Origin of the sequence: Pseudomonas sp. ADPe (assembly GCF_014843515.1) — a bacterium.
Classification (GTDB): domain Bacteria; phylum Pseudomonadota; class Gammaproteobacteria; order Pseudomonadales; family Pseudomonadaceae; genus Pseudomonas; species Pseudomonas citronellolis.
Map to the genome: position 1 here is coordinate 6,060,579 of NZ_CP062122.1, position 14,854 is coordinate 6,075,432.

Consider the following 14,854-nt stretch of genomic DNA (forward strand, 5'->3'; position numbering starts at 1 on the left):
CCAGAGAAGCTCCGGAGGCGGTAATGAAAAGACGCTACAGCCTGCTCCTGTCGAGCGTCCTGGCGATCCTGGCGTTGCTGCTGGTCGCGCATGTCGCGTTGCCCTACGTGATCCGCGACTACCTCAACGGCAAGCTCGACCGCATGGGCGACTACCACGGCCAGCTCGCCGACGTCGATCTCGCGCTGTGGCGCGGGGCCTACCGGATCAATGGCCTGAAGATCGTCAAGGTCAACGGCAAGGTGCCGGTGCCGCTGCTGGACGCGCCGGTGATCGACCTCTCGGTGAGCTGGCACGCGCTCTGGTACGACCACGGCATCGTGGCGCGGGTGGTGTTCCTGCGGCCGCAGCTGAACTTCGTCGACGGCGGCGACCGCCAGGACTCCCAGAGCGGCGCCGGCACCGACTGGCGCGAGCAGCTGGACAAGCTGCTGCCCATCACTCTGGACGAGGTGCGCATCGACGACGGCCGCATCCACTTCCGCAACTACCGCTCCAGGCCGCCGGTGCACCTTACCGCCAGCGCGGTGCAGGCGAGCCTGTACAACCTGACCAACGTGAGGGACGAGAAGGGCGAACGGGTGGCCCGCTTCGAAGGCCACGCCCAGCTGTTCGGCCAGGCGCCGCTGGAAGTGCAGGCGTCCTTCGACCCCTTCGCCAACTTCGAGGACTTCGAGCTGCGCATGCGCGCCAGCGACGTGGAGCTGCGGCGGGTGAACGACTTCGCCGCGGCCTACGGCAAGTTCGACTTCAACCAGGGCCACGGCACCCTGGTGATCGAGGCCAGGGCGGACGAGGGCCGGCTCAGCGGCTACATCAAGCCGCTGTTGCGCGACGTCGACGTGTTCAACTGGCAGCAGGACGTGGAGGAGAAGGACAAGGGCCTGTTCCGCTCCATCTGGGAGGCGCTGGTGGGCGGCGGCGAGACGCTGCTGAAGAACCAGCGCAAGGACCAGTTCGCGACCCGCGTCGAGCTCAGCGGCAACATCCATGACCGGGACGTCAGCGCGTTCCAGGCCTTCCTCGGCATCCTGCGCAACGCCTTCATCCAGGCGTTCAGCGCGCGCTACGAGCGTTCCGCGCCCGAGGACTGAGGCGCCCGCTCAATGGCTGGTGGAGCCCTGGCCGCCGTTCTGCGCCGGCGGGCGGGCGAAATGGCGTTGCGGGCCGCGCGGGGCATCGCCCGGCGCCTCGACGTTGCGCAGCTCGCGGACCGGGAAGGCGAAGTCGACGCCCAGCGCCTGCACCCCGGCCAGCAGCCCCAGATTGATCTGCTGCTGCACGTCCATGTAACGGTTGTAGTCGGCCGTCTGCATGATGTAGACGACCTCGTAGAGCAGGCGGCTCTCGTCGAAGCAGAGGAAGTGGGCGCGGTCGAACTTCGCCTCGCGCTGGGCGTCGATGATTTCCTTCACCAGCTCCGCCACCGCCTTGGCCTGCTCGGCCGAGGTCCGATAGCTGATGCCGAACTGGAAGACGATGCGCCGGGTGTTCATCCGCTTGTAGTTATGCAGCGTCTGCTTGAGCAGCTCGGTGTTCGAGCAGACGATCTGCTCGCCGCTGAGGCTGCGGATGCGCGTGGTCTTCAGGCCGATGTGCTCGATGGTGCCGGCCACGTCGCCGAACACCACGAAGTCGCCTATCTCGAAGGGCTTGTCGAAGCCGATCGAGAGGGACGCGAACACGTCGCTGAGGATGGTCTGCACGGCCAGCGCCACGGCGATGCCGCCCACGCCCAGGCTGGCGATCAGCGCGGTGATGTCGACGCCCAGGTTGGCCAGGATGGACAGCAGCATCACGGCCCAGACGACGATCAGGATCACCACCGAGAGGAGGGTCGCCATCACCGGGTTGCGGATGCCGCCGAAGCGCGAGCGGGCCAGCTCGCCGGTCCACAGGCGCACGCAGGCGTCGAGCCACAGGGCCACCTGCAGCGCCAGGATGACGAACCAGCCATGGGTCAGCGCCGCCTCCCAGTTGCCCGGCAGGGCAACCAGCTTGAGGGCCAGCATCAGCGAGAAGGCGAACAGCAGCAGGTTGCTGGTCTTGTTGGCGATCGCCGAGGCATAGCGGGCCCACTGGCTGGTCCTGGCCGCCAGGCGCTTTCTCAGGGAACCGATGAGCAGGTGCAGCAGCCCGGCGACCACGAAGGCGGCGGCCACCACCAGCAGCAGGCGGCCGAGGAAGGCGAGCTCGAGCCAGGAATTCAGCGACGCCATGGTATTCCCCCTTATCAATGCGTATGAGTAGTTTTGGTCGGGGCGAGGCGGCAGAAGTTCAGGAAAACGGCGAAGCTCGCGCTGCCGCCGGGGAGAACTTCTGAACTCTCGGCCGCGGCGCTTTTCCACCGAGGGCGACACCAGAGGCTTTGGGGGCTCGGCCCCGGGAGAGAACGTGATGAGCGAGAAGAACACCATCGTGCAGAAACCCCGCCCTGGCCCCGTGGCCGAACATGACGACCCGCCGAAGGCGCCGGTGCGCGAGCGCAAGGGCGAGCCGCGCCGGCCCGGCCCGGTCATCGAGACGCCCGAGGAGGACGGCAGCGAGGGTTGCGTGCAGAAGCCCCCGGCTTCGACGGCGGAGTATTCGCCGGAGGACATCGACATCCAGGGGATCGGCGATGAGAAGCGCCCGGGCTGAGCGGCCGGGGCAGAGTGCGAAGGCGGCCGCGCCGGAGGCCGACGAGGCGCCCCCGGCCGCGGCTGGCGCCGAGCGGGAAAAGCCCGGCGGGCTGTCGTTTTCCCGCTTCGCCCAGTGGCTGTCGCTATGGGCCGGGCGCCCGCCGACCTTCGCCGTGGCCTGCGCGCTGCTGGTGGTCTGGGCCGTCAGCGGGCCCTTCTTCCACTTCAACGACACCTGGCAACTGGTGATCAACACCTCGACCACCATCGTCACCTTCCTCATGGTGTTCCTCATCCAGAACACCCAGAACCGCGACACCGACGCCCTGCACATCAAGATCGACGAGTTGCTGCGCACCACCCACGCGGCCCACGACGCCCTGATGGGGCTGGACGAACTGGACGCCGAGCAGCTGCAGAAGCTGCGCGACACCTACCAGCGCATGGGCGAGAGCGCCGGCGCCGGGGAAACGCCCCAGCGCGTGGCCGACCAGGAGCAGGCCGAAGGCGACGCGCCGCCGCGCTGATCCACGCAGAACACTTCGCAGCCGCTCATTTGCCGCTCTCGGGAATGATGGAGATCTTGCCGTTCTTCTCCAGGATGGCGAAGCGGATCTGCTCCATGCGCTCGAGGCCCTGGGTCTGGCGCGCGGCGAGGAGGATGTCTTCCTCGCGCAGGCGCGCCTCGGCCAGGCGCGCGCGCAAGGGCCGGCCGTACTCGACGATGAGCGTCGGCGAGCCCTCGATCAGCCGGTCCACCGCCGGGTGGCGCAGCTTGAGCAGCGACAGGCCGACGTCGATGACGATCAGCGTGACTATCACCAGCGCCGCATTGATCAGCGAGAAGTCGTTGCCCAGCAGGGCCTGCTGGGTGGCCTCGCCGATGATCATCAACAGCAGCAGGTCGAAGGTGGTGATGTCCGCCAGCGACCGCCTGCCGGCGATGCGGAAGAGGATCAGCAACAGCAGGTAGATGGCCGCGGCGCGCAGGACCGACTCCATGGGGCACCTCCTCAGGGGTAGATGAGCTGGTTGAATTCCAGGGCCTGGCCGGCGCCTTCCACCCGGTAGTCGAGCAGGCCCGGCGCGTCGGGCAGCAAGGTCAGGAACAGGTGCCACTCGCCGCGCTCGTCGTGCCGCCCGTGGATGGCCAGCCCGCCGCGCCAGCTGTCGCCGCGCTGCATCGGCTGCAGGCTTTGCACGCTCTGGCGGGCGAGAAAGTCGCCGCCCAGGCGCAGCTCGGCCGGGCTGCCCGGGGCGCCCCGCAGGCGCACGTGCAGGTTGTGGCTGGCGCCGATGCGGCCGAAGCGCTCGTACTCCACCTGCAGCCGGCCATCCTGGCTGGCCAGCTGGCGCGAGCTCAGCGGGCCGCTGGCGAACAGGCCGCTCAGGGCCACCAGCACGATGCCCAGCAGGACGGCCAGCCCCAGGCGCTCCAGGCGCCAGGCCCGGCGCTGGCCGGCCATGTGCTCGTCGACCGGGTGGCTGCGTTCGCCGAACTCCTCCGCGGGCTCCGCCGGGAGGGGGCGGGGATGCTCTGTCATGGCGGGTACCTTCGCTTGGCCGCTCTTTGCTGCGACTGCGGCGGCGCCGCTTGGTGCCGGCCAGCTTACCGGCGGCTGCGCTGGGCATTTTGCAGCGCACGGCGGAGCCGCCAGCGCATTCTGCTGATGTCGTCCTGCCATGACCCTGTGCGCGGGCGCTCTGCGCCGGGGCCTGGATCGTCGCGCGGGTGGGCGTGGTTCTTGCTCGCCAGGAAGTCGGACCATTCACCGACGGAGACGAGCCATGAGCGAAACGAACAAGGTGGTGCTGCTGCTCGCCGAGCAGGCCGACCAGTTGTGGCGCCTGGAGCAACTGCTGCTGGACCGCGGCTATGCGGTGCTCGGTGCCGGCGATGCGGAACAGGCGCTGGAACACCTGTCGTCCCCGGTGGTGATCGACCTGATGCTGGTGGACGAGCCTTTCGCCGGGCCGCTCACCGGCGCCGCGCTGATCGAGTCCTGCCTGCCGCTGCGCCCGCTGATGCGGGTGCTGGTGCTGACGCAGAACCCTGAGCGCTCCGCGCTGCACGCCCGGGCCTACCCCGTGCTGCTCAAGCCGGTGGGCCTGGAGGAACTGGGCCTGGCGATCGGCGTGGCGCTGTGCAGCCCGCCGGTGCAGCCCTGGCTGTGACGGGGATCAGGCCAGGCGCCGCAAGGTCAGCAGCACCGCGGCGATGCGTTCCACCTGGCGGTAGGCGGGCACTTCCAGCTCTTCGCCGAACACGTCCGGGTCCAGTTCCTCGTAGCGCCATTCCCAGCCGGGGCGGGCCGCCAGCAGCCGGCTCGCCTGGCGCCACAGCGGCGCCTCGCCGTCGATGACCGCGGCGCCCGTGTAGAGCAGCAGGCTGCCGCCGGGCGCCAGGCGGCCGAGGGCGCTTTCGAGGATGCGCAACGACAGCTCCGCGCCCTGGGAGCCGCCGCCATGGCGGTAGGTGCGCTGGGCCGCGTCGAGCATGTAGGGCGGGTTGGCGACCATCAGGTCGAAGTCGCCGGCCAGGCCCTCCAGCAGGTCGCTGCGGCGCACCTGCAATTGCGGCGCCTCGGCCAGCAGCGCGTTGACGCGGGTGAAGGCCAGGGCGTGGGGGTTGATGTCCACCGCATGTATCTCCGCCTGCGGGCAGGCCCCGGCGAGGAGGATGGCGCCGGGCCCGGCGCCGCAGCCGATGTCCACCGCGCGATGGATGTCGCGGCTGTCCAGCGTGCGCAGGTGCTGGGCGATGGCGCGGGCGAAGCGGTAGGTGTCGGGGCCGAAGAACACCGCCTCGGCCGCCTCGGTGGGGTAGGCCGAATGGGCGAACAGCTGGTCCTCCAGGCTCGACCAGCGCACCTTGCTGTGCCAGTGGCGGCCGTCCCACTGCAACAGGTCGGCGGCCGCCAGCAGGGAGAACAGCGAGCGCTCGAGCAGGTCCTCGGCGAAGGGCCGGCTCCAGCCGAAGATGTCGCGCAGGTCGCGGGCCAGGGCGTTTTCCTCGCGAGCATTGACCCGCGCGTGGGTGGCCGGGCTCACGGTGACGAAGGCGTAGCCTTCCCCGCGCAGGCGCTGCCCCAGCGCCAGCAGGGCTTCCAGGCGTGGCGGCAGCGGCGTCATGGCGCCACCCCCAGGTCCTGGCTGAACAGGCGGGTGGCCAGCAGGCCCAGCGGTGTCCAGTGGCGCTGCGGGGCCAACAGCGGCAGCAGGTGCCGGCGGCGCTGGTGCGGCGCCAGCTGGGCCAGTTCGCGGCGCAGCCGGCGTTCTTCCTCGTCGAGGTCGGCCGGCGCCGCTTCCAGCGCCACCGGCTGCGGCGAGCGCCGGCCAGGGGCGTGCGGAGGCGACCAACTGCCGGCGATCCAGTCGTGCAGCAGCTGCTGCTCATAGCCATCGAAGACGCCGAACATGGCCGCGTCGGGGCCGCTGACCAGGCGCCAGAAGCGGCTGTGCGCCGGGTCGGCGTCGCGACGGATCCAGCCCTCCTGCTGCAGCGCCCGCAGCAGCGCGGCCACGCCCCAGGGCGCGGCCAGCCACTGGTTCAGGGTGCGGCCCTGGATGCGCGTGCGGTCGCTGTGCAGGTGGCGGGCGAAGGGCTGCTTGCGCTCCAGCATGGCCAGCAGCTCGCGGTCGAGGTCGAAGCCGTCGATCACCTGGGTGCTGGACAGACCGACGTCGTTCAGCCCCATGCCGGCCCGCACCCGGGCGAGGAAGGCCCGGCGCCGCGGTTTGTCCGGCAGATGGTTGTAGAGCGCCTGCAGGGCCCGGCGGGCGTGGCCGCAGCTGGCGTTGTCGATGGTCACGTGGAGGCGGAAGTAGGTGGCGTCGATGCCCAGCTCCTGCAGCTCCCAGGTGGTCACCAGCAGGTGCAGCGGCGGCAGCTCGTAGCCCAGGTTGTAGCCGATCAGCTCGGGCAGGCGCTGCCCGGCCAGGCAGCCCAGCGCCAGTTGCACCGCGCCCTGCACGTAGTGCTCGGCGGACAGCTCGGCCGCGCCGGCGCAGCCCAGGCTTTCCAGCAGGTGGCGGTAGATCAGCACGTGGTTGCTGGCGGCCACGCCGCGACCGAGTTCCTCCAGGTAGGTATGCAGCAGGGGCAGCAGGCGGGCGTCGCCGGCATGGCCCAGCACGCCATACAGCCAGGCGCCGTCCACCAGCTTGGTGGGGGCCACGCCGCGCAGGAAGTGCAGCGCGTGGGCGCGGTTGCGGAAGTAGCGCCGCGGCGCGCCGGCATGTCGCTCGGCCAGGTACCGGGCATAGTCCCGCGCGGTGCGGGCGGCCCGCGCGTCCAGCCACTGCGGCCAGGCCGCCGGGGTGTCGGGCAGGTCGACGGGCAGCTCGGCCGCCTGGCGCAGCTGCCGGTCGAGGAAGGTTTCGGCCGCCGTCAGGTGCTCCAGGGGCGCATGGAGCAGCGCCCTGTGCAGCGAACGGGCATCGACCGCCTCTTCGCGGGGCGGAGTGCAGGGCAGGTTCATGGGGCGGCTCCTCTGGCGATGGCTCCTGAACATTGCGAGTGGCGCCGGCGGCGAAGGTTTCAACGATCGGCACCAGCGGCTGCGCGTGGGAAAAACGGAACCCCGGACGGGGCCGCGGCGTCGATCCTGTAACCCTTCCGGCAGGGATCCCCATGGTCGCGACGCCCGCCCACCCACCGGCCCGCTTCGGCATCGAGGAAGAGGCCTTCCTCGTCGACGGCGCCAGCCTCGACCTGGCCCGGCAGGTCCCGCCCGAATGGGCGCAGGCCTGCCGCCGGGCGCTGGGCAACTGCTTCGCCGAGGAGATGTTCCAGTGCCAGGCGGAACTGGTCAGCCCGGTGTTCCGCCAGTTGGGCGAGGCCGCCGCCTTCCTCGCCCGCGCCCGCGCGCAGCTGAGCGAGCTGGCCCGGGCCCACGGTCTGCGCAGCCTGGTGGTGGGCGCGCACCCGTTCAGCCGCCTCGCCGACGCTGCGCCCAGCGAGCCGGCGCATTACCGCGCCTTGTTCGAGGACTATGTGCAGCCGGCCCGCAACAGCCTGCTGTGCGGCCTGCACGTGCACGTGGAAGTGCCGCCGGGGCTGGACCGGGTGGCGCTGATGAACCGGGTGCTGCCCTGGGCGCCGCTGCTGCTGGCACTGAGCTGCTCGTCGCCGTTCTGGCAGGGCCGCCACACCGGGCTGGCGAGCTACCGCCGGGCGCTGTCCGGGCAGTGGCCGCGAATGGACATCCCGCCCTGGTTCGACGACGAGCCGGCCTACCAGGCCTACCTGAAGCTGCTCCACACCCGGGGCCTGATGCGCGAGCCGGGCCACGCCTGGTGGTTCGTCCGGCCCTCGGCACGCTACCCGACCCTGGAACTGCGCATCAGCGACGCCTGCCCGCGCCTGGCCGATGCGCTGTGCATCGCCGGGCTGTTCCGCGCGCTGCTCACCCAGGCCATGGCCGATGCCGACGCAGAGGAGCCGCACCGGCTGCGGGCGCTGCTGGCGGAGAACTACTGGCAGGCCCAGCGCCACGGTTGCCGGGCGCGCTTTCTGCTGGCCGATGGGGATTGCGTGGACCTGGCGCGGTGGCTGGAACTGGCCTGGGCGCAGTGTGGGGCAACGGCGCGTGCCGGCAACGAATGGGCCTATGCCCATGCCTGCCGGCTGGCCCGCGAGGGTGGCAGCGCGGTGCGGCAGGTTCGCAGTTTTCGCCGCCACCTGGCGCGTGGCGGCGATGTGGATGAGGCGGTGCGGGAGGTGGTGGTCGAGTTGCTGGAAGAGAACAGCCAGGCGCCGGTGGGGCTGGCGTAGCCGGCGAGTCCAATCGCGGACAAGGTCCGCTCCTACGCCGGTGCTTCCTGGAGCCGTAGGCGCAACCGTCTTGCCTGCTGCGCCGAGTCGCTTTTCGTAGGATGGGTTGAGCCTGCGAAACCCATGCGGTGGTGGCGATGGGTATCGCTTCGCTCAACCCATCCTACGGGGTGTGGTGTTTGCCGGAGATGTAGGAGCGGACTCCGTCCGCGATCCGGCGGATAACGCCGGCGGTCGGGGTCAAGAGCACCCTCACCCCAGCCCTCTCCCGCAAGCGGGAGAGGGGGCCGTCCGTGCCACCGGAGTGTCCGGCGGGGGCGTTGAGTCCAATCGCGGACAAGGTCCGCTCCTACGCCGGTGCTTCCTGGAACCGCGGACCTTGTCCGCGATTCGGATTTCCAGCGAAACATCCGCGCACTCCGAAACGCCCCTTCAGCAGGCCGAGCGAAACCGGCGCTCAGGAGGTCATGCGACATGGATGTCGCGAGAGCCCCGATGGGCTACAGGGACGTACCCTCGGGGCGGGCCTCCGTGGCGGGGGAGTTCGTGAGGGTAGCCCGGCTCCATCGGGCCCGTATGGCGGGGCAAGCCTTTTTGGTTCCTTTTGTGGCGTTTGACAAAAGGGACTCGCCCGAGGGGGCGAAACAAGACGGTCGGGCAGACTCGGAGCGGCGCGCTACACCGAGCCCCCAAGCCACTGGGTTCCGCGTTCGCGGGAATGACGAAGTGAAGGACGGAACTACACCTCACCACCATTCGTCGCCCCAATGGCTCCCCCACCCGCCCCCGCGACTCACCAGAGAGTCCAGCCCAGCGACCCACGCCCCCAGGAGCCCCCATGTCCACCCATATCATCCACTTCACCGGCCCGATCAACTCCTCCACCTGCGGCAACCTCATCAGCACCTGCACCCGCGCCCTGCAGCAGGGCGCCAGCCACCTGCAGCTGAACATCGCCACCATGGGCGGCGACTGCAGCTACGGCTTCACCCTCTACAACTACCTGCTCTCGCTGCCGGTGCAGGTGGACACCCACAACCTCGGCACAGTCGAATCCATGGGCAACATCCTGTTCCTCGCCGGCCAGGTGCGCACCGCGTGCCTGTACAGCAAGTTCCTGTTCCACCCCTTCCACTGGTCGCTGCACGGCGCGGTGGACCATGCGCGCATGGCGGAATACGCCATGAGCCTGGACTACGACCTGAAGCTCTACGCCGACATCGTCGACGAGCGCACCCGGGGCGCGGCGGAGCGCCTGGACATTCCCAGCTACCTGATGGCCTACCCGCGCATCCTCGGGGCGCAGGAAGCCATCGCCTGCGGGCTGATCGAACGGGTGGACGCCATGCCCATCGCCGATTCCACCTGCCAGTGGACGGTGCACGCCTGACGCCCGGGCAGATTCTTCGAACCCTGGCGGCGGCGGACTTTCCACACAGGTGAGTCCACCCTTGAGGAGAACAGCGATGAAAGTCAGCGAAGTCATGAGCCGCGAAGTCCGCACCATCGACCCGGCCACCACCCTGCAGGAGGCCGCGCTGCTGATGCGCCAGGCGGACATCGGCGCCCTGATCGTCGGCGAGGGCGAGCGCATGACCGGCGTGGTCACCGACCGCGACCTGGTGGTGCGCGGCCTGGCCGATGGCCTGGACGGGAGCACGGCGGTCAGCGAGGTGATGAGTCCCGGCGTCTGCTACTGCTTCGACGACGAGGAGCTGGACCACGTGGCCAAGAACATGGGGCAGATCGAGAAGCGCCGCCTGGCGGTGGTGAACCGGCAGAAACGCCTGGTGGGCGTGGTGTCCCTGGCCAACGTCGCCAGCTGCAACGCCGACAAGCTGGGCGCCAACCTGCTGCGGGCGGTGGCGCGGCCGCATTGAGTGCAGGTCCCGCCGCCGGCGCATGCCGGCGGCGGGGCAGGGGGGTTACCAGCGCGGGTTGCGCTCGGCCAGGGCGCGCAGGCGCTCGCCGGCCACCACTATCTTGCGTGGCCGGTGCCGGTAGTTGCCGGGGACGAAGGTGCGCAGCTCGATACGCTTGAGGAACCAGTCGACGTTGTCCGGCTGCAGCGGACCCGACTCGGTGATCAGGTCGCGGCGGATGCGCTCCACCAGGTTGTTCAGCAGGACGTCGTTTTCCTGCTCTTCCTTGTGCAGCACGCGCAGGGCGATGCGCTCGCCGTTGGCGTCGTGCAGGTCCATCAGCACCGAGCCGTCGGGACGGTAGGAGAATTGCGGGGCATAGGCGCGGAACTGGTTCTGCAGGTATTCGATGGCGGCGTTGGAAATGGCAGGCATGACGTACTCCCTGTGTGTTGGTTGGGTAGCCGATGCCTTTGCAGCAATCGTTCCGCCCGTGCCGCTATTCCTAAGCGGCTGTTTACGTTGAACTTTCAGCTGAATAGATGGCCCTTTGATGCTTGCGCATTGCAAAGCGGCGGGCTCGCCCGGCGCCTTACTGCATGCCCGGGTGGTGGCGAAATGCAATCCAGGCGCGCCTCTGCCGGCCGGGCCTTGATGGCGGTTGGTACCCGGGTACCGGTAACGCCCCATGGCGCCTACCGCTCGTCGGGCTCGACGCTTTTTTGGGCGACAAGAAAGCGGCGCGCAGGTCCGCGGTCCCGCTAAGTGGATGACATGCGGAGCGCTTTTGCCAATCAGGCATTCTGCATGGCCAAAGGATGGCGTCCTGCCAGCCTTTTTTCGCCGGCAGCCGGCGCTACCTTTTCCCGAAAGAGGGGCTTTTTCCCGGGGAGGGTATCCGCATGACGCATTTCACTCGTGGCGAAATCGAAGCCTTGTTGCAGCACAACCATCCGGGGTTCCGCTTCAACTGCTGCCGCCAGCTCGATGGCTGCTACGCCATCAGCCTGCGCCACCCGTCGCAGGGCAGGGCGCCCACCACGGTGGTGGGCATCAGCGGCGAGGAACTCTGCACTCCCGAGCAGGTGGAAAGCCTGGGCCAGGAGCTGATCCGCACCTACGCCGCCGCCTGAGGCGCGGCGGCGTCGCCCGCGGGAAAAGCTGAACTCCCCGCTTGCGTCCGGCTCAACCGAGGTAGAGCTGACGCACGGAGGAGCCTGGAAATGAAACCCGATATCTGTGCCTGCCCCAACTGCATCTGCGAGCTGGACGCCGCCGCCGTGCGCGAGGGCGAGCGCTATTTCTGCTGCCAGGCCTGCGCCCAGGGCCACCCCGAGGACCGCCAGTGCAAGGACCCCGAATGCCCCTGCGCCGACAGCGGCAGGCTGAAGAAGGCGCAGGAACGGCAACTGGACCACTCCCTGGAAGAAACCTTCCCCGCCAGCGACCCCATTTCCCCCTGAGGCCCATGCGCCGCGCGCGGCCCGTAGGTGGCCGGACAGGGCGGCGCCCAGCGAGAGGAGAAGGCCATGAGCGACGATCGCAAGCACAGCCAGCCGCAGGAAATCGACGACACCGAGGACCGCATGGGCTCGGTGCGCGAATTGGATTTCGAGGACGAGCGCGCCGCGGGCCGCATCGGCGACGAGCGTCCGCGCCGCGAAGTGAATGAGGAGTTCCCGCCGCAGCGGGCTGCCGAGATGGGCATGACCGGCGGCGAGACCCTGGTCGACGGCGAGTACGAGGACCACGTGGACAGCGACGACCTGGCCCCGGAGACGCTGCTCGACGAAGGTACCGAGTCCGAACTCGAGCCCGCCGACGAAACCCCGGTGGACCGCGAACTGCGGGTGGTGGGCGAGGAGGAGATCGGCGGCGGCATCGGCCTGGACGAGGCCGAGTTGGGCCGCTCCGCGCCATTGGACGGCAAGCCCTGGACCGACCAGGTGTCGCCGCCGGACACTGACGAGGAAGAACGCTGAAGCGGCCCGCCGCGGAGGAAACGCCCATGGCCAGTGATACGCCGAGCCTGGAGGAGTACGCCCGCCGCCGTGACTTCAGCGGCACGCCGGAGCCGCGCGGCGAGGCCCCCGGACACCAGGCCGGGGAACTGGAGTTCGTCGTCCAGAAGCATGACGCCAGCCACCTGCACTACGACTTCCGCCTGGAACTCGATGGCGTGCTCAAGAGCTGGGCGGTGCCCAAGGGGCCCTGCCTGGACCCTTCGGTGAAGCGCCTGGCCATCGAGGTGGAGGACCACCCGCTGGAATACGCCGGCTTCGAGGGCCACATCCCCGAGGGCCATTACGGCGCCGGCGACGTCATCGTCTGGGACCGCGGCCGCTGGCAGCCCCTGGGCGACCCGCGGCAGGGCCTGGAGAACGGCCACCTGAAGTTCCGCCTGGAAGGCAGCAAGCTGCACGGCAGCTGGAACCTCATCCGCACCCGCATGGCCGGGCGCAAGCCGCAGTGGTTCCTGGTCAAGGGCCGCGACGACCAGGCCCGCGACTTCCCCCGCCACGACATCCTCGCCGAGGCGCCGCAGAGCGTGCTCAGCGGGCGGACGCTGCCCGGCGAGGCGGCGCCGGCGCAAAAGCCGGCCGACCCGCCCAGGCGCGCCGCCGCGGCCAAGGCGCCGCGCCGCAAGGCCGCCAAGGCCGGCGCCATGCCCGAGCGCATCTCCCCGGAACTGGCCACGTTGCTGGATGCGCCCCCGGAGGGCGACTGGCGCTACGAGCTGAAGCTCGACGGCTACCGCATCCTGGCGCGGGTGGAAAAGGGCGAGGTGCGCCTGCAGACGCGCAACGGCCACGACTGGGCGGAGCGCCTGCCGGACATCTGCGCCGCGCTGCGTGCCCTGCCGCTGCAGTCCGCCTGGCTCGACGGCGAAATCCTGGTGGTGGACGAGGAGGGTCGCCCGGACTTCCAGCGCCTGCAGAACGCCTTCGACGTCGGCGCCAGCGACGAGGTGCGCTACACCCTGTTCGACCTGCTCTGGCTGGACGGCGAGGACCTGCGCCGGCAGCCCGTGGAGCAGCGCCGCGCCATGCTGGCCGGGTTGCTGAAGCACAATGCCAGCGACCGCCTGCGCTACTCGGAGGATTTCACCGACGACCCGCGCAGCATCCTCGACAGCGCCTGCCGCCTGGGCCTGGAAGGGCTGATCGGCAAGCGCGCCGGCAGCGCCTATGTCGAGCGCCGCTCCACCGACTGGATCAAGCTCAAGTGCAAGCGCCGCCAGGAATTCGTCATCCTCGGCCTGACCCCGCCCAAGGGCAGCCGCCGGCATTTCGGCGCGCTGCTGCTGGGCCTGCACGACGACCAGGGCGAGCTGCGCTACGCCGGCAAGGTGGGCACCGGCTTCGACGCCGCCACCCTCAAGCGGGTGCACGACAACCTGCGCCCGCTGGCCAGCAAGACCTGCCCGCTGGCCTCGCCGCCGCGCGGCCAGGCCTTCCAGGGCGTGACCTGGCTGCGCCCCGAGCAGCTCTGCGAAGTGGCCTTCGCCGAAATGACCCGCGAGGGCCTGGTGCGCCACGCGGTGTTCCACGGCCTGCGCAACGACAAGCCCGCCGAGGCGATAGTCGAGGAACGCGCGAAGCCGGCGGCCGGGGAGGGCGCGCAGCCCACGGCGAAACGCCCGCGCAAGGCGGCGAAGGACGACGCGAAGGTGGCCGGCGTGGCCATCACCCACCCCGAGCGGGTGATCGACGCCGCCAGCGGCCTGCGCAAGCTGGACCTGGCGCGCTACTACGAGAAGGCCGCCGAGCGCATCCTGCCCTGGCTCGGCGACCGCCCGGTGTCGCTGCTGCGCGCCCCGGACGGCGTCGGCGGCGAGGTGTTCTTCCAGCGCCACGCCTCGCGCAACGCCATGCCCGGCGTGGAACAGCTGGACCCGCGCCTGGACCCGGGCCACGCGCCGCTGCTGCGCATCGCCACCGCCAAGGCCCTGGCCGGCGCCGCGCAGATGGGCGTGGTCGAGCTGCACACCTGGAACGCCCGGGTGGACGACCTGGAGCACCCCGACCGCTTCGTCCTCGACCTGGACCCCGACCCCAGCCTGCCCTGGGCGCGGATGATCGAGGCGACCCGACTGACCCTCGCAGTGCTCGACGAACTGGGCCTGGCCTGCTTCCTCAAGACCAGCGGCGGCAAGGGCATGCACATCCTGGTGCCGCTGGAGCGCCGCCACGGCTGGGACGAGGTCAAGGACTTCGCCCACGCCATCACCCGCCACCTGGCCAGGCAGATGCCGGACCGCTTCAGCGCCGTATCCGGGCCGAAGAACCGCGTCGGGCGGATCTTCGTCGATTACCTGCGCAACAGCCGCGGCGCCAGCACCGTGTGCGCCTGGTCGGTCCGCGCCCGCGAAGGCCTGCCGGTGTCGGTGCCGGTGGCCGAGGGCGAGCTGGATGCGTTGCGCGGCGCCAATGCCTGGAACCTGGGCAACATCGACGAGCGCCTGGCGCTGAAGGGCGAGGATGACCCCTGGGCGAGCTGGGGCGAGACCCGGCAACGCCTGACGCGGCGGATGTGGCAGCAGTTGGGCGAGGAGCGCTGAGGCCGGCCGGGCCGCGGACGGAGTCCGCTCCTAC

The 14,854-nt window shown here is 70.1% G+C and carries 17 protein-coding genes; 11 read left to right on the top strand and 6 right to left on the bottom strand.

All coding sequences use genetic code 11. The features are described from left to right. The first annotated feature begins 23 nt into the window (after nt 1–23). Complete coding sequence (locus IG194_RS27470) at nt 24–1,094, top strand: DUF748 domain-containing protein (protein WP_058489355.1); 1,071 nt, start codon at nt 24–26, stop codon at nt 1,092–1,094. Nucleotides 1,095–1,103: 9 nt separating this feature from the next. Here IG194_RS27470 and IG194_RS27475 read toward each other — a convergent pair whose 3' ends face one another. After that, the gene (locus tag IG194_RS27475) at nt 1,104–2,219 is read right to left on the bottom strand and encodes a mechanosensitive ion channel family protein (RefSeq protein ID WP_058489356.1); all 1,116 of its coding nucleotides are present in this window, start codon (nt 2,217–2,219) and stop codon (nt 1,104–1,106) included. Nucleotides 2,220–2,397: 178 nt separating this feature from the next. On the opposite strand from IG194_RS27475, the gene IG194_RS27480 reads away from it, so the two are divergent. Both IG194_RS27480 and IG194_RS27485 read left to right on the top strand, forming a co-directional pair. Continuing rightward, the gene (locus IG194_RS27480) at nt 2,398–2,640 is read left to right on the top strand and encodes a hypothetical protein (RefSeq protein WP_043266479.1); all 243 of its coding nucleotides are present in this window, start codon (nt 2,398–2,400) and stop codon (nt 2,638–2,640) included. Nucleotides 2,641–2,731: 91 nt separating this feature from the next. Beyond that, nucleotides 2,732–3,148 carry a low affinity iron permease family protein gene (locus IG194_RS27485; RefSeq protein WP_058489769.1) on the top strand — a complete coding sequence of 139 codons (417 nt, stop codon included), beginning with the start codon at nt 2,732–2,734 and terminating at the stop codon, nt 3,146–3,148. Between the two features lie 25 nt (nt 3,149–3,173). Here IG194_RS27485 and IG194_RS27490 read toward each other — a convergent pair whose 3' ends face one another. Continuing rightward, nucleotides 3,174–3,623, bottom strand: a complete 450-nt coding sequence (locus IG194_RS27490) for a DUF421 domain-containing protein (protein WP_009619789.1) — start codon at nt 3,621–3,623, stop codon at nt 3,174–3,176. 11 nt (nt 3,624–3,634) lie between these two features. After that, on the bottom strand, nt 3,635–4,165 hold the full coding sequence (locus tag IG194_RS27495) for a hypothetical protein (RefSeq protein WP_058489357.1): 531 nt from the start codon (nt 4,163–4,165) through the stop codon (nt 3,635–3,637). A 244-nt stretch (nt 4,166–4,409) separates the two neighbouring features. On the opposite strand from IG194_RS27495, the gene IG194_RS27500 reads away from it, so the two are divergent. Then, the gene (locus IG194_RS27500; RefSeq protein WP_058489358.1) at nt 4,410–4,796 is read left to right on the top strand and encodes a response regulator; all 387 of its coding nucleotides are present in this window, start codon (nt 4,410–4,412) and stop codon (nt 4,794–4,796) included. A gap of 6 nt (nt 4,797–4,802) precedes the next feature. Here the strand turns inward: IG194_RS27500 and IG194_RS27505 are convergent, their stop codons facing one another. Continuing rightward, entirely contained in the window at nt 4,803–5,753 is a 951-nt protein-coding gene (locus IG194_RS27505) for a N5-glutamine methyltransferase family protein (RefSeq protein ID WP_058489359.1), read from the bottom strand. Continuing rightward, on the bottom strand, nt 5,750–7,102 hold the full coding sequence (locus tag IG194_RS27510) for an iron-containing redox enzyme family protein (RefSeq protein ID WP_009619798.1): 1,353 nt from the start codon (nt 7,100–7,102) through the stop codon (nt 5,750–5,752). Before IG194_RS27510 ends, IG194_RS27505 begins: the two co-directional genes overlap by 4 nt. Nucleotides 7,103–7,254: 152 nt before the next feature. On the opposite strand from IG194_RS27510, the gene IG194_RS27515 reads away from it, so the two are divergent. The 3 genes from IG194_RS27515 to IG194_RS27525 all read left to right on the top strand — a co-directional run bounded on the left by IG194_RS27515 (nt 7,255) and on the right by IG194_RS27525 (nt 10,277). Continuing rightward, nucleotides 7,255–8,397, top strand: a complete 1,143-nt coding sequence (locus IG194_RS27515) for a carboxylate-amine ligase (protein ID WP_058489360.1) — start codon at nt 7,255–7,257, stop codon at nt 8,395–8,397. Nucleotides 8,398–9,235: 838 nt separating this feature from the next. Next, nucleotides 9,236–9,787, top strand: coding sequence for an ATP-dependent Clp protease proteolytic subunit (locus tag IG194_RS27520; protein WP_058489361.1), 552 nt, complete (start codon nt 9,236–9,238; stop codon nt 9,785–9,787). Between the two features lie 76 nt (nt 9,788–9,863). Beyond that, a complete protein-coding gene (locus IG194_RS27525) occupies nt 9,864–10,277 on the top strand; it encodes a CBS domain-containing protein (protein ID WP_058489362.1) in 414 nt (137 codons plus the stop codon). A gap of 45 nt (nt 10,278–10,322) precedes the next feature. Here the strand turns inward: IG194_RS27525 and IG194_RS27530 are convergent, their stop codons facing one another. Beyond that, entirely contained in the window at nt 10,323–10,694 is a 372-nt protein-coding gene (locus IG194_RS27530) for a DUF3509 domain-containing protein (RefSeq protein ID WP_058072375.1), read from the bottom strand. 467 nt (nt 10,695–11,161) lie between these two features. Here IG194_RS27530 and IG194_RS27535 point away from each other — a divergent pair, with 467 nt between their 5' ends. The 4 genes from IG194_RS27535 (at nt 11,162) to ligD (ending at nt 14,820) form a co-directional block, all read left to right on the top strand. After that, nucleotides 11,162–11,392 (top strand): hypothetical protein, encoded by a 231-nt coding sequence (locus IG194_RS27535; RefSeq protein ID WP_058489363.1) that lies wholly within the window; start codon nt 11,162–11,164, stop codon nt 11,390–11,392. A 90-nt stretch (nt 11,393–11,482) separates the two neighbouring features. Further along, the gene (locus tag IG194_RS27540) at nt 11,483–11,722 is read left to right on the top strand and encodes a metallothionein (RefSeq protein WP_043266464.1); all 240 of its coding nucleotides are present in this window, start codon (nt 11,483–11,485) and stop codon (nt 11,720–11,722) included. Nucleotides 11,723–11,788: 66 nt separating this feature from the next. Beyond that, nucleotides 11,789–12,241 (top strand): hypothetical protein, encoded by a 453-nt coding sequence (locus tag IG194_RS27545; protein WP_009619811.1) that lies wholly within the window; start codon nt 11,789–11,791, stop codon nt 12,239–12,241. Nucleotides 12,242–12,267: 26 nt separating this feature from the next. Next, nucleotides 12,268–14,820, top strand: a complete 2,553-nt coding sequence (gene ligD / locus IG194_RS27550) for a DNA ligase D (protein WP_058489364.1) — start codon at nt 12,268–12,270, stop codon at nt 14,818–14,820. The last annotated feature ends 34 nt before the right edge of the window (nt 14,821–14,854 follow it).

Coding starts and splice junctions, on each gene's coding strand:
- IG194_RS27470 (WP_058489355.1), top strand. CDS start 24: ATGAAAAGACGCTACAGCCTGCTCCTGTCGAGCGTCCTGGCGATCCTG.
- IG194_RS27475 (WP_058489356.1), bottom strand. CDS start 2,219: ATGGCGTCGCTGAATTCCTGGCTCGAGCTCGCCTTCCTCGGCCGCCTG.
- IG194_RS27480 (WP_043266479.1), top strand. CDS start 2,398: ATGAGCGAGAAGAACACCATCGTGCAGAAACCCCGCCCTGGCCCCGTG.
- IG194_RS27490 (WP_009619789.1), bottom strand. CDS start 3,623: ATGGAGTCGGTCCTGCGCGCCGCGGCCATCTACCTGCTGTTGCTGATC.
- IG194_RS27495 (WP_058489357.1), bottom strand. CDS start 4,165: ATGACAGAGCATCCCCGCCCCCTCCCGGCGGAGCCCGCGGAGGAGTTC.
- IG194_RS27500 (WP_058489358.1), top strand. CDS start 4,410: ATGAGCGAAACGAACAAGGTGGTGCTGCTGCTCGCCGAGCAGGCCGAC.
- IG194_RS27505 (WP_058489359.1), bottom strand. CDS start 5,753: ATGACGCCGCTGCCGCCACGCCTGGAAGCCCTGCTGGCGCTGGGGCAG.
- IG194_RS27510 (WP_009619798.1), bottom strand. CDS start 7,102: ATGAACCTGCCCTGCACTCCGCCCCGCGAAGAGGCGGTCGATGCCCGT.
- IG194_RS27515 (WP_058489360.1), top strand. CDS start 7,255: ATGGTCGCGACGCCCGCCCACCCACCGGCCCGCTTCGGCATCGAGGAA.
- IG194_RS27520 (WP_058489361.1), top strand. CDS start 9,236: ATGTCCACCCATATCATCCACTTCACCGGCCCGATCAACTCCTCCACC.
- IG194_RS27525 (WP_058489362.1), top strand. CDS start 9,864: ATGAAAGTCAGCGAAGTCATGAGCCGCGAAGTCCGCACCATCGACCCG.
- IG194_RS27530 (WP_058072375.1), bottom strand. CDS start 10,694: ATGCCTGCCATTTCCAACGCCGCCATCGAATACCTGCAGAACCAGTTC.
- IG194_RS27535 (WP_058489363.1), top strand. CDS start 11,162: ATGACGCATTTCACTCGTGGCGAAATCGAAGCCTTGTTGCAGCACAAC.
- IG194_RS27540 (WP_043266464.1), top strand. CDS start 11,483: ATGAAACCCGATATCTGTGCCTGCCCCAACTGCATCTGCGAGCTGGAC.
- IG194_RS27545 (WP_009619811.1), top strand. CDS start 11,789: ATGAGCGACGATCGCAAGCACAGCCAGCCGCAGGAAATCGACGACACC.
- ligD (WP_058489364.1), top strand. CDS start 12,268: ATGGCCAGTGATACGCCGAGCCTGGAGGAGTACGCCCGCCGCCGTGAC.